This window comes from Streptomyces sp. NBC_01446, assembly GCF_026340095.1.
GTDB classification, from domain to species: domain Bacteria; phylum Actinomycetota; class Actinomycetes; order Streptomycetales; family Streptomycetaceae; genus Streptomyces; species Streptomyces aureus.
Genome location: NZ_JAPEPO010000001.1, coordinates 4,107,068 through 4,119,589, shown reverse-complemented (window position 1 = coordinate 4,119,589; position 12,522 = coordinate 4,107,068). Strand labels below are relative to the sequence as shown.

The following is a 12,522-nucleotide window of genomic DNA, read 5'->3' as shown; positions in this document are numbered from 1 at the left end:
CCCTTGCCCGTGAGTGGCCTCGCCGGCCCACTCTCATGATCCGGTCTCGTCTGCCACGATCAGACACATGAAGAATTTCGTAGTCAAGACGATCGCCAACGCCGGGGCCCTGGCCGTCGCTGTGTGGCTGCTCGACAAAATCACGCTGACGGGTGACAGCACCGGCAAGAAGGTCGGCACGCTGATCATCGTGGCGCTGCTCTTCGGCCTGGTGAACTTCCTGGTCAAGCCGATAGTGAAGGTCCTCACCTTCCCGCTCTTCATCCTGACGCTCGGCCTGATCACGCTCGTGGTCAACGCCCTGATGCTGCTGCTGACCTCGTGGCTGGCCGAGCAGTTCGACCTGAGCTTCCACGTTGAGGGGTTCTGGACCGCTGTCCTCGGTGGCCTGATCATCTCGGTTGTCTCCTGGGCGCTGAACGTCGTCCTGCCCGACGACAAGGACTGAGCCCGGCCCATGCCCTTCCGCGTGTGCTTCGTCTGCACCGGCAACATCTGCCGCTCGCCCATGGCCGAGTCGGTCTTCCGCGCGCGCATCCACGAGGCCGGTCTCGACGGCCTCGTGGAGGTGGACAGCGCGGGCACCGACGGCTGGCACGAGGGGGACGGTGCCGACCACCGCACCGTCTCCGTGCTGGCGGCCGGCGGCTACGAAAGCGGCCATAGGGCCCGGCAGTTCAACGCCTCGTGGTTCTCCCTGCTCGATCTGGTGATCGCCCTGGACGCCGGGCATCTGCGCACCCTGCGCCGCCTGGCACCGACCCCGGATGACGCCGAGAAGGTCCGCCTGCTGCGCTCGTACGACCCCTCGACAGGGACAGACCTGGACGTACCGGACCCGTACTACGGCGGCATCGATGACTTCGAGGAGTGCCTGAGAATGGTGGAGGCGGCGAGCGACGGTCTGCTCGACGCGGTACGCGCAGCACTGGAAGGACGGGCGGCATGACGCAATCGGCGCAGATCGGGGATGGCACGAGGGCAGTGAGGGCGGGGCTGCCCGAGGCCTTGAAGAACGAACCGACACTGCCAGGGCCTGTCTTCGCCGCACACTTCCACCTGCCGGGTGATGTCTCGGGGCCCTACACGTACGGCCGCGACGACAACCCGACGTGGACCCACCTGGAGCGGGCCATCGGCGAGCTCGAGGCGCCCGGCCAGGAGGACGTCGACACCCTCGTCTTCGCCTCGGGAATGGCCGCCATCTCGGCCGTGCTGTTCTCTCAGCTCAAGGCCGGCGACGTGGTCGTTCTGCCGAGCGACGGCTACCAGGTGTTCCCGCTCGTCCGCGAGCAGCTCACGGCGTTCGGCATCGAGGTCCGCACCGCCCCCACCGGCGGCGACGCCCAGCTCGACGTCCTGGACGGCGCGAAGCTCCTGTGGATCGAGACGCCGTCGAACCCCGGCCTCGACGTGTGCGACGTGCGGCGGCTCGCCGAGGCGGCACACGCGTGTGGCGCCCTGGTAGCGGTCGACAACACGCTCGCCACGCCGCTCGGCCAGCGCCCCCTGGAGCTCGGCGCCGACTTCTCCGTGGCCAGCGGCACCAAGCAGCTCACCGGCCACGGCGACATCCTGCTCGGCTACGTGACCTGCCGCGACGCCGAGCTGACCGCCTCGGTGCGGGGCTGGCGCAAGATCGTCGGCGCGATCCCCGGCCCGATGGAGGCCTGGCTCGCCCATCGCTCACTCGCCACGCTCCAGTTGAGGGCGGAGCGGCAGAACGCCAACGCGCTCGCTCTCGCTCTCGCCCTGCGCGACCGCGACGACATCGAGGGCCTGCGCTACCCGGGTCTTCCCGACGACCCCTCGCACAAGATCGCCGCGCAGCAGATGCGGCGCTTCGGGTGCGTGGTCTCCTTCACGCTGCCCACGCGCGCGCGTGCCGAGCGGTTCATGAAGGCCCTGACGCTCGTGGACGACGCCACGAGCTTCGGCGGCGTGCGGTCCACCGCCGAGCGCCGTCGTCGATGGGGCGGGGACGACGTCTCGGAGGGCTTCATCCGCTTCTCCGCCGGTGCCGAGGATCCGGACGACCTGGTGGCCGATGTACTGCGCGCGCTCGACGAGGCGGCCGTCTAGGGCCTCCCGCGGGCCGTTTCGCGCCGCCGTAGCCTCGGCCCAGTAACCGACTACGCACAACGGACGGCCCGAGCCTCCCCCCTCGTGGCTCGGACCGTCCCCGGTTCCTGCGCGCCAAGAACCGCGCGCATAAGGCTAGTTGACTCTGTGTCAGTGTCCAATCACCGTAGCGACAGAGACCTATCGACATATTTATAGTTGAGGCCGACCCGGGGGCCGAGAGGGGAGGACACCGTCATGGATCTCGCCCTGCTGCGCACCTTCGTGACCGTGCACCGGGCAGGCTCCTTCACACGGGCCGCCGCACTGCTCGGCCTTTCGCAGCCCGCGGTGACATCTCAGATCCGCACCCTGGAGCGGCAGTTGGGCCGCCCCCTGTTCCTTCGCCAGGCGCGTGGCGTGACCCCCACCTCCATCGGTGACGAACTCGCCCACAAGGCCGCTCCGCATCTCGACGCCCTCGTGGAGATCACCGAGACCGGCATCGACGAGGAGTCGCCGGTACGCACGCTGCACCTCGCGGGGCCTCCGGAGTTCACCGCCGAGCGCGCGCTGCCCGCCCTCACCGCGCTCACCCGTGACGACGGCCAGAGCTTCGCCCTGCGCGCCTCCTTCGGTAACGCCGAGGAAGTCCTGGAGGGTCTTGGCGCCGGACATCATGATCTGGCCATCACGACGGCGCGGCCGCGCGGCGCCCTGCTCACCGCGACTCCGCTCTGCGACGAGGAGCACGTCCTCCTTGCCTCACCCCGGTGGGCGGCCCGCATAGGGCCCGGCACCCTGCGCCGTAACGGCGCGGCCGCGCTGGAGGATCTGCCACTGGTCGAGGCACACGAGTCGCTGCCGTTCGTCGCCCGGTACTGGGCCGCCGTCTTCGACTCACGCCCTGCCACCTCGGGCACCGTCATCGTGCCGGATCTACGCGCGGTACTCGCCTGCACCATCGCCGGTGCCGGGCTCTCGGTGCTCCCGCGCTACCTCTGCGCGCCGGCTCTCGAACGTGGCGAGGTCGTAGCGCTGCTCGATCCTCCGGTGCCTCCGCTGCGGACGTACTTCCTCGTCGTGCGTACCGGCACGCTGGCCATGCCGCACATCGCGCGGTCGCACGAGTGGCTGCTGCGCGCCGCCGTCGATTGGTGCTGATCAGTTCATGGTGGTCAGTCGGTGGCGATCAATCCTTGGTGACCAATCCCCGGTGATCAACTAGCGCTGATCAATTGGCGCTGTCCTGAGGCCAGGTCGGTACGGAATGTTTCACGTGGAACCGGCGGGGCCACATTTCTCCCATGACCGTCCGACCCGTGGTCAAGCGCACCGCACGCGCCGTTCTGCTCGACGGCAACGACCTGATCCTGATCAAGCGGACCAAACCCGGCATGGATCCGTACTGGCTGACCCCCGGCGGCGGGGTCGAACCCGAGGACGAGACCGTCGTCGACGCCCTGCACCGCGAGGTGCACGAGGAGCTCGGCGCCAAGATCCTCGATGTGGTGCCCTGCTTCGTGGACACCGTCGAGCACATCGGCGAGGACGTCGGCGCCACCGGAGTGAAGGTCCAGCACTTCTTCGTCTGCCGCCTGGAGTCCATGGACCTCAGCCAGCGGCACGGCCCCGAGATCGAGGAGCCGTGCGGTGAGTACGAGATCGTGCGAGTGCCGTTCACCCGCGTCGGCATCGCATCGGTCCATCTCGTCCCACTGTCCCTGCGGCACTATCTCGACGGCAACATCGAGGGTGTACGGGCGATGCACGCACCTGACCTGGGCTGACGGGGCGAGGGCGGCCTTGTTCAGGCCCGGCCTCAGTTGCCGGTCGCGACGAGTTCCTCCACGGAGTCGTGGCGGATCCGGTTCACCGGGATCCCGATGTCCCGCAGGGCGTCCACCCCGTTGCGGATCATGCCGGGCGGACCCGACAGATAGGCGTCGTACTCGTTCCAGGGGCCGTACTCGCGCACCGCGTCGGGCAGTTGCAGATGGGCCTGCTGATCGACGATCGGGCGGACCGCCAGCCAGGGGTGGGTCTGCTGGAGCCTCAGCATCGTGTCGATGTCGTACAGGTCATGGTCGGTGCGAGCCCCGTAGAACACCTCGACCGGGCGCCGCCGGCCGTGCTCCGCGACGTCCTCGACGAGTGCCTTGATGGGCGCGATGCCGGTGCCTCCGCCGAGACAGAGCAGCCCGCTGTCGGAGCTGTGGTCCACCGTCATCGAACCGGAGGGCGGGCCGAGGCGGATCACATCGCCCGGGCGGGCGCGGTGCACGAGCGCGTTGGAGACCCACCCCGCCGGGACGGCCTTCACGTGGAACGAGAGCAGCCCGTCGGAACGGGGCGCCGAGGCGAAGGAGTAGTGCCGCCAGATCCGCGGCCACCACGGCGTCTCCAGGCTCGTGTACTGCCCGGCGAGGAACGGGTACGGCTGGTCGGGCCGGACCGTGACCACGGCGATGTCCGAGGTCCTCAGATCGTGCGAGACCACCTCGCCGTACCACCACGCGGGCGCGCGCAGCTCGTCCGCCGCCGCCGCGTCGATCATCACCTGGGAGATCGTCGTGTACGTGCGTACCCAGGCCGCCTCCGTCTCCTGGTCCCACGTCGTCGTCGCGTACCGGGTCAGCGCGCCGATCAGGCACTCGCCGACTGCGGGGTAGTGATCGGGCTGCGTGCCGTACTTACGGTGTCCGCGGCCCAGGTTCTTCAGGTACGGGACGAGGACGTTCTTGTTGTCGGCGTGCTCGGCCGCCGTCAGCAGCGCCTTGAGGAGCCGGTCGCGCTGGGTGTCCATCGAGGCGGGGAACAGGGGTCGGAGTTCGGGGTGGCGCACGAAGAGCAGCGCGTAGAAGTACGAGGTGACCTTGTCGGCGTCGGGGCCGACTTCCTCCAGCGTGCGGCGGATGAGCCGCGCGTCGGGGGAGGCCTCGGGCGTCGGAGCGGGGCGGGGGGTGGTCTCTGCCCTGGGCGCAGTTGGTGCCTGCGCCCAGGGCGCGGAGTGCGGCGGGTGCGCGGGGCTCGACCCCTGGCCGTGCTGGGCCGCGTGGGGGCGCGCGGTCGCGTGCGGGCCGGGCTGCTGCGGGGGCGTGCCGGCAGCTGACGCGTACTGAGGGGCGGGAGCGGCCTCCGCGGCCGGGGCGGCGCTCTGCGCGGGCACCGTCTCCTCGTGGCCGCCCGATATCCGCTCGGGCCGGCCCACGGGCCGTATCGGCGTGACCTTGCGCCTCTCTGACGGCGTCTCCTGGTCCGTGCTCGCGCCGGCGGGCGGCGCCTTGCGCGGCGTGAACCAACCGCCCCCGCCGCCGGAACCGGAGTCGGCCGACGTAGTGGTCGGAGCGTCCATGCTGTGCCTCGCCTCGAACATCTTTCGGTCGGTCTGCGTACTTCCGCGATCGGAAGTCGCTCTTTCCCCGTTCTGCCGCGGCAGAATGCGGCGGCCCAAGTGAACCCGCATTCCGGTCCGCTACGGACAAGTAAGGGAGGAATGTGACATTGCCCGCAGTTCCTCCCCGCAGCGTGCCATCCGGCGTGACCAAGCAAGCCGCATAGCGGAAATAACAGGTCTTCGATCTCTCCGTCCCGTTAGGCTGTCTTGGCCTGCGTGCATGGCCCGGGATGCGCCGAGCGCGCCTGCCGTGAACCGGAGTCGACCCTACCGGCACCCGCCAAACGCACAAGTCCCCCTTGCCCAGCAAGGAATTCGACAGGCCATATGCCCCTGCAATCTCTCAATTAGCGGGCGTGCCGCACCAATTCGTACGCCTCCCACAGATCGCGGCCGGCATACGAGTGCGTCGCCAGGGCTACGACGTGCTGATCCGCATTGATCGCGACCGATACCGGCACGGCGCCGAACAGCTCCACATCGGAGAACGAGTCGCCGTAGGCAAGGCAATCGGCCCGGGACACTCCGAACTGTTCACGGAGTCGGTCCGCGATCTTCAGCTTCGCCGCGGCGCTGAGAACGCCCGCGGGGTCGACGGGCTCGGTGAAGGGCACCGCGGGAAAGCGGGACCCGTACGCCGCATGGGCGCCCCACCCCGTCAGCCGCTCCACGAAGAACGACGGCGAGAGCGAGACCACCGCGCAGTACTCGCCGCGCGCCCGTATCTCCGCCCAGGTCTCCCGGATACCCGTCAGCCAGGGCGCACCCTCGAACGCGGCCGTCACGTGCTCGGGTGTGAGGCCCTCCCACAGGGCGTGCACCCGCCGCGCGTACTCCGGCGGACCGATGCGCTGAGCGCCGATCTCACGGTCCAGGGCCACGGTCTCGGCCTCGGCCTCGAGCCCCAGTTGACGGGAGATTTCCACGGGCGCCGACGTGCCGTGCAGCAGCGTTCCGTCCAGATCGAAGAGATGCAGTCTCGCCATGTACGCCGAGGCTAGTACCCGGAGTTACTCCCTCTGTCGGACGCCCTCGAGGGGCCACTCCCAGCACGGTGTTTCACGTGAAACTACGCCGTCCCGCCCGCCGGGCCATCCTCGTCGTCCATGTGACGTCCTCCGCTTGCTGGCTGGGGCTCACGCTCGGCCTGCTCGCGCTCGCCGTCACGGCGATCACCACGGGTTCCGACCCGATGGTCGAGGCCGCCTGCCGCGCGATGAAGGTCTTCACGGACTGGCTGGTGATCCCGCTCGCTCTGCTCACCCTCCTGAGCGGCCTGCTGCTGTCACTGGGTACCGCGTGGGGCCTCGCCCGACACCGCTGGGTCTATGCCAAGTTCTGGCTCACGCTCGCCACCACCGCCGCTTCGATCTTCGCGCTGCGTCCCGGCGTCGACACCGCGGTCGCGACGGTGGCAACAGGTGCTCCGCTGCCCCATCCGAGCGACTTGGTGGCCGGTCCCATCGTCTCCCTCACCGCCTATCTCTTCATGACGGTGATCTCGGTACTCAAGCCATGGGGACTGACGCGACGTGGCCGAAAGCAGCGGCTTGCTGCCCGCAAAGCGGTGGACGCGGACCGGCTGAGTCAGACAGCCTGACCTGCGTGTCGACACCTCCCCTCTCCGCTCTGCCCATCCGCCGACTGACCCCGCGTGATCTCACGGCGTGCGCCGACCTCTCCGAGGATCGCGGCTGGCCCCGCGAGGAACACAAGTGGGGCCTGCTACTCGCGGCCGGCACCGGCTACGGCATCGACGACCCCGACGGGGGCCTGGTGAGCGCCTGCGTGGTGACCGACTACGGCCCGCCGAACCGGCCCACACTGAGCGCCATCGGCATGGTCCTCGTCGCCGAACGCCACGCCCGCCGAGGCGTCGGCCGCCGCCTCATGCAGTACGTGGTCGAGCAGGCGGACACCACACCGCTCACCCTGCACGCGACTCCGTACGGCCGCCCGCTCTACGAAGGGCTGGGCTTCAAGGTCACCGGGCGTGCGGAGATGGTGCGGGGACACTTCACCCCCGGCGGACCTACACCGTCCGTGGCCACGCGCGCCGCGACCGCGGAGGATCTCTCGGCCATCCTTCGCCTGGACGCGGAGGTCTTCGGCCCCGATCGCACCCACGTCCTGACCCGCCTCCCGGCTTTTGGCGACCAGCTGCGCGTGGCCGAGGACGGGGGCGAACTCATCGGCTTCGCGGCCGCCTGGCCCAGCATGGACACCCACGTCATCGGCCCGCTGATCGCCCGCGACACCGAGACGGCGAAGGCTCTCGTCACCTCGCTCGCCGCCGCCACGGATCGCCCCCTGCGTACCGACATCGACGTACGCCACGAGGAACTGCTGGCGTGGATCAAGGAACGAGGAGTGGAGTCCCAGGCCTTCAACGCCGTGATGACCTATGGCGCCCCCGACCTCCCCGGCGACTGGACGCGCCGTTTCGCGCCCCTGACGGTCGCCGCGGGCTGACCTGGACCAGGCGGCGCATGGTACGAAGTCCGCCCCGGACACCGTGGGATCACGGTGTCCGGGGCGGACTCTTGTATGGGCAAGGATGGCGCGCTTACGCCTCGTGGAGCGTCAGACGAGCTCGGCCACGGCTGCCGTGGCGAACCCGTGGTCCTGCTCCGGTGCGCCGCCACCGACACCGATGGCGCCGATGAGGCGCCCATCGCGGTGGACGGGGATGCCGCCCGCGATGAAGAGCAGCGGACGGTCCAAGGCTGTGGGCAGGCTGTGGAAGGGGCCGTCAGGCTTGACCAGGTCGACGAGGTCCGCGGTCGGGGCGTTCAGCTGGAGGGCGGTGTATGCCTTGCGGGTGCTGGTCTCACCGGAGATCAGCACGGCCCGGTCGTCGCGCCGGAAGGCGAGCAGGTGCCCGCCGGCGTCGAGGACGGTGACGCTGACGGTCACTCCGGCGGACTCGGCCGCACGGCTGGCGGCGGTCACGAGGATCTCCGCGTCCTGGATGGTCAGCGGCGCGACAGCGGTGGTGGTGCTCATGAGGGGTCTCTCCTTGCGGGGGTGTGCGGTGGAACGGGTGCGGGGACGACGCCGGCCCTACGGATGGGGATGAGGTGAAGTGCTGCGGGACGCTCAGCTGTGAGCGGGTTCCGCCTGGCGGGTTCCTTCGGGCGCCGCACTTGCGACGACCAGGTTCGAGACCTTGGTCCGGCGCTCCAGGCCCGCGGACACGACGGCCAGGACGAGCGCGGCGGCTGCGAGCACGGCTCCGACCCAGTTGGGGGCCGTGTAGCCGAGGCCGGCCGCGATGACGAGGCCGCCGAGCCAGGCCGAGAGAGCGTTGCCGAGGTTGAAGGCGCCGATGTTGACCGCGGAGGCCAGCGTCGGGGCGCCGTGGGCCTGATCGAGGACCCGCTTCTGGAGCGGCGGCACCGTGGCGAAACCGAGGGCGCCGATCAGCGCGATGGAGATCGCCGCCAGAACCTTGTTGTGGGCGGTCAGCGTGAACAGGGCCAGCACGACCGCCAGCCCGCTCAGGGCGACGTACAGCATCGGCATCAGCTTGCGGTCGGCGAACTTGCCGCCGATCAGGTTGCCCGCGACCATGCCGAGCCCGAACAGGACGAGGAGCCAGGTCACCGACGTGTCGGCGTAACCGGCGACGTTCGTCATCATCGGTGCGATGTAGGTGATGGCGGCGAAGACTCCGCCGAAGCCGAGCACCGTCATGGCCATCGCCAGCAGGACCTGGACGTTCTTGAAGGCCGCGAGCTCGTGCCGCAGGTGGACGCCTTCGGCCTTAGGCATGTCGGGAACGAGCTTGGCGATGCCGAGCAGTCCGACGACTCCGAGCGCCGCGACGACCACGAAGGTGACCCGCCAGCCGATGCTCTGGCCGATGAGCGTGCCCAGGGGTACGCCGACGACGTTGGCGACGGTCAGGCCGGTGAACATCATGGCGATGGCTCCGGCCTTCTTCTCGGGGGCGACCAGCTCGGCCGCGACGACCGCGCCGATTCCGAAGAAAGCGCCGTGGGCGAGTGAGGCGACCACGCGGCCGATCACCATGACGAGGAAGACGGGCGCCGCCGCGGAGAGCACGTTGCCCACGATGAACAGGCCCATCAGGAGCAGCAGCATCCGCTTGCGTGACATGCGGGTGCCCAGAATGGTCATGAGGGGTGCGCCGAGCATGACGCCGAGGGCGTAGCCGGTGACCAGAAATCCGGCTGTGGGGATGGAGACGCCGAAGTCGCCCGCGACCTCGGGGAGCAGCCCCATGATCACGAATTCCGTGGTTCCGATCCCGAAGGCCCCGATCGCGAGAGCCAGAAGCGCGAGAGGCATAGGGTTCACCTTCCCAGACTGTTGCAGATGCGCTTTGCGTGCGTTCACAATACTTGCAGGCGCGCATTACTTGCAAGCGCCGGCAATTTCACACGTGGACTATCCTGGGTTCAGCTGCTTCGGGACGGAGGAACTAGAGCCATGACCGCCACAGACCCCGCACTCACCGCCCTGGCCCAGGGCTGGTGCGCTCTCTCCCTGCTCCACGGGAGGATCGAGACCCATATCGAGCGCGCTCTGCAGGCCAAGCACGACCTGAGCGTGCGGGAGTACTCGCTGCTCGATGTCCTCAGCCGCCAGCACGACGGTGAAGGCGGTCACCTGCAGATGAAGCAGGTCGCGGACGCCGTCGTCCTCAGCCAGAGCGCCACCACGCGCCTGGTGACCCGCCTTGAAGACCGCGGCCTGCTCGCCCGCTACCTCTGCCCCACCGACCGACGTGGCATCTACACGGACGTGAGCGAGGCGGGCCTGGCTCTGCTCGCCGACGCGCGGCCCACCAATGACACCGCCCTGCGCGAGGCACTCGACGAGGCGGCGAAGAACCCCGAACTCGCCCCGCTGGTCCGCGCGGTGGAAGCCGTACGCGTCCCCGCCTGAGGCATCACGTCGGCAACACCGTCGGCTCGCAAAGGAGTCCCGGACCGACGACGCCATGGCCGCATAGGCTGCGGCCATGGGAGATCTTGAGATACGGCCCGCCGTGGCCGCCGACGTCCCGGCCATCGTGGCGATGCTGGCGGACGACGCTCTGGGCGCCAGCCGCGAGTCACCGGACGACCTCACGCCATATTTGGAGGCGCACGCGCGCATCGCCGGGGACCCCAACCAGCACCTGGTCATCGCCGTGCGCGAGGGGCTCACTGTCGGCACCCTTCAGCTCACCGTCGTCCCCGGGCTGTCACGGAAGGGCTCCACGCGCTCGATCATCGAGGGCGTCCGCATCCACGCGGACGAGCGTGGCAGCGGGCTCGGCACGTTGCTCATCGAGTGGGCCGTGGACGAATCCCGCCGTCAGAACTGCCAGTTGGTGCAGCTGACGTCTGACGCCACCCGTACCGACGCCCACCGCTTCTACGAGCGACTGGGTTTCGAGGCCTCACATGTGGGCTTCAAACTCCAGCTCTGACAACGCCGAGGGGCCGGGTGGTCGTCTGTTTCACGTGAAACAGACGACCACCCGGCCCCTTCACCATGCCGGCCCCTTCACCATGCCGACCCCGATCGAGGCCGACCGGGAGAGCGAAGCTGACCAGGAACGAGATCAGCTAGGAACGCGGAAGCCCCCGCCAGCCCTCCGGGTCCACCCCTCCAGGAACCGGCGCCCCCTTCTCGTACGGCTCGCGCGTGAAGACGAACGATCCGAGATCTAGATGGCTCACAGACCCGTCGGGCCGGCGCTCGACGCGCAGGAGCTCCCCCGCGTAGTAGCCGTCCAGTCCCGTCCAGGTTCCGTCGCCGTTCGGGCGGAATCGCGAGTCGCGCACCCCACCCGTCACCGGCCCGAGCGAGACGCCCTCGTCGGCCGTAAGCCGCAGCACCGTGCTCTGCGTCCCCCAGTACCAGGGCCCGGCGAGCTCCAGCAGCGCCGAATCGACCTCCGGCAGGGGCCGCCACGGCTCAGGGATGCGCGGCTCGACCTCGGCGACGATACGGAGAAGGTCCGTGCTGACCGTCGACGCGGGAACGCCCGACGTGCAGTTGGCGAGCGTGACCGCGGCCAGGCCGTCCTCCTCACTCAGCCACAGCCCCGCCACGAACCCGGGCAGGGAACCACCGTGCCCGGCCAGCACCCGGCCGTTCCTCCGTACCAGCTGCAGACCGAGGCCGTACGAGGAGTTCCAGTCCCCCGGCAGCGTGGGTGCCGCGGGCGTGCGCATCTCGCGTACGGACTGCGCACTCAGAACCCGGTCGTCACCCTCCATGAGGAACACGGCGAACCGCCCCAAGTCAGCTGCCGTCGACCAGAGTTGGCCCGCCGGAGCCATCAGCCCCAGGTCCTCCGAGGGCTCCGGCATCATCACATCGGCCCAAGGGTGCACGGCCCAGCCACCGGCGTGCGGGGCCCGCGGCTGCCCGCTCGTCCGGTGCAGACCGAGCGGCTCCAGGATCTCGCGGCGCAGGACGTCCTCCCACGGAGCACCGCGCAAGGCCTCGACCAGCGAACCCAGCAGCGTGTAGCCGGGGTTGGAGTAGTGATGCTGCTTGCCGACCGGATGCCGGAACGGCTCCTCGCCCAGCACATCGGCGATCTCGGGGCGCAACGACGACGACGAACGCTCCCACCACGGACCGGGGGTCTCGGCCGCCAACCCACCGGTGTGTGCCAGGAGTTCGGCGATGGTGACCTGGCCGACGCCGGTGCCCGGCAGATGCTTCTCCAGCGGGTCGCCGAGGTCGAGCACCCCCTCGTCCCGCAACCTCAGCACCAGCACGGCCGTGAACGTCTTCGTGATCGAGCCGATCCGGTACTGCACGTCCTCGTCCGGAGCATGCCCGTCCACGCAGGTACGCCCATCGCTCCACACCAGCTGACCGTCACGCACGACCGCGGCCACCAGCGAAGGCGATCGACCTTCCGCCTGTGCCGTGGCGATGCGGTGCAACAGAGTTCGGCGCGTCGTGGGCAGCAGTTCTTCAGGGGATGTCGTCATGCCCCAAGTCCACCCCGCCGGCCGCCGGGCGTCGACCGCTTTTAGGCCGACGGATCCGTGTGGAGCAGGTCCGGAGCGCGCACGTTCAGAGCGCGC

General features: G+C 69.5%; 14 protein-coding genes. 9 read left to right on the top strand and 5 right to left on the bottom strand.

What is annotated here, in order from left to right; all coding sequences use genetic code 11:
- The first annotated feature begins 67 nt into the window (after positions 1 to 67).
- The 5 genes from OG456_RS18465 (at position 68) to OG456_RS18445 (ending at position 3,851) form a co-directional block, all read left to right on the top strand.
- A complete protein-coding gene (locus OG456_RS18465; protein ID WP_266562370.1) occupies positions 68 to 448 on the top strand; it encodes a phage holin family protein in 381 nt (126 codons plus the stop codon).
- A gap of 9 nt (positions 449 to 457) precedes the next feature.
- The gene (locus OG456_RS18460) at positions 458 to 949 is read left to right on the top strand and encodes a low molecular weight protein-tyrosine-phosphatase (protein ID WP_266562368.1); all 492 of its coding nucleotides are present in this window, start codon (positions 458 to 460) and stop codon (positions 947 to 949) included.
- Positions 946 to 2,082: a cystathionine gamma-lyase gene (locus tag OG456_RS18455; protein ID WP_266562366.1), complete on the top strand. Its 1,137-nt coding sequence runs from the start codon at positions 946 to 948 to the stop codon at positions 2,080 to 2,082. The genes OG456_RS18460 and OG456_RS18455 overlap by 4 nt, the downstream gene beginning before the upstream one ends.
- A gap of 237 nt (positions 2,083 to 2,319) precedes the next feature.
- Positions 2,320 to 3,225: a LysR family transcriptional regulator gene (locus tag OG456_RS18450; RefSeq protein ID WP_227296002.1), complete on the top strand. Its 906-nt coding sequence runs from the start codon at positions 2,320 to 2,322 to the stop codon at positions 3,223 to 3,225.
- 143 nt (positions 3,226 to 3,368) lie between these two features.
- Positions 3,369 to 3,851 carry an NUDIX domain-containing protein gene (locus OG456_RS18445; protein WP_266562361.1) on the top strand — a complete coding sequence of 161 codons (483 nt, stop codon included), beginning with the start codon at positions 3,369 to 3,371 and terminating at the stop codon, positions 3,849 to 3,851.
- 32 nt (positions 3,852 to 3,883) lie between these two features.
- Here OG456_RS18445 and OG456_RS18440 read toward each other — a convergent pair whose 3' ends face one another.
- Positions 3,884 to 5,416 (bottom strand): globin domain-containing protein, encoded by a 1,533-nt coding sequence (locus OG456_RS18440; protein ID WP_266562359.1) that lies wholly within the window; start codon positions 5,414 to 5,416, stop codon positions 3,884 to 3,886.
- 389 nt (positions 5,417 to 5,805) lie between these two features.
- Positions 5,806 to 6,444: an HAD family phosphatase gene (locus OG456_RS18435; protein ID WP_266562357.1), complete on the bottom strand. Its 639-nt coding sequence runs from the start codon at positions 6,442 to 6,444 to the stop codon at positions 5,806 to 5,808.
- 77 nt (positions 6,445 to 6,521) lie between these two features.
- On the opposite strand from OG456_RS18435, the gene OG456_RS18430 reads away from it, so the two are divergent.
- Both OG456_RS18430 and OG456_RS18425 read left to right on the top strand, forming a co-directional pair.
- Positions 6,522 to 7,058: a DUF2269 domain-containing protein gene (locus tag OG456_RS18430; RefSeq protein ID WP_266562355.1), complete on the top strand. Its 537-nt coding sequence runs from the start codon at positions 6,522 to 6,524 to the stop codon at positions 7,056 to 7,058.
- Positions 7,059 to 7,063: 5 nt separating this feature from the next.
- Positions 7,064 to 7,930, top strand: coding sequence for a GNAT family N-acetyltransferase (locus OG456_RS18425; RefSeq protein WP_266562353.1), 867 nt, complete (start codon positions 7,064 to 7,066; stop codon positions 7,928 to 7,930).
- 111 nt (positions 7,931 to 8,041) lie between these two features.
- Here the strand turns inward: OG456_RS18425 and OG456_RS18420 are convergent, their stop codons facing one another.
- The gene (locus tag OG456_RS18420) at positions 8,042 to 8,464 is read right to left on the bottom strand and encodes a heme-binding protein (RefSeq protein ID WP_266562351.1); all 423 of its coding nucleotides are present in this window, start codon (positions 8,462 to 8,464) and stop codon (positions 8,042 to 8,044) included.
- A 93-nt stretch (positions 8,465 to 8,557) separates the two neighbouring features.
- Positions 8,558 to 9,772, bottom strand: coding sequence for an MFS transporter (locus tag OG456_RS18415; RefSeq protein ID WP_266562349.1), 1,215 nt, complete (start codon positions 9,770 to 9,772; stop codon positions 8,558 to 8,560).
- Positions 9,773 to 9,913: 141 nt separating this feature from the next.
- On the opposite strand from OG456_RS18415, the gene OG456_RS18410 reads away from it, so the two are divergent.
- Together OG456_RS18410 and OG456_RS18405 are read left to right on the top strand one after the other, a co-directional pair.
- Positions 9,914 to 10,372 carry a MarR family winged helix-turn-helix transcriptional regulator gene (locus tag OG456_RS18410; RefSeq protein ID WP_116512102.1) on the top strand — a complete coding sequence of 153 codons (459 nt, stop codon included), beginning with the start codon at positions 9,914 to 9,916 and terminating at the stop codon, positions 10,370 to 10,372.
- A gap of 76 nt (positions 10,373 to 10,448) precedes the next feature.
- The gene (locus OG456_RS18405) at positions 10,449 to 10,901 is read left to right on the top strand and encodes a GNAT family N-acetyltransferase (protein ID WP_266562346.1); all 453 of its coding nucleotides are present in this window, start codon (positions 10,449 to 10,451) and stop codon (positions 10,899 to 10,901) included.
- Between the two features lie 139 nt (positions 10,902 to 11,040).
- On the opposite strand, the gene OG456_RS18400 is transcribed toward OG456_RS18405, so the two are convergent.
- Complete coding sequence (locus tag OG456_RS18400) at positions 11,041 to 12,426, bottom strand: serine hydrolase (RefSeq protein WP_266562344.1); 1,386 nt, start codon at positions 12,424 to 12,426, stop codon at positions 11,041 to 11,043.
- Between the last annotated feature and the right edge of the window lie 96 nt (positions 12,427 to 12,522).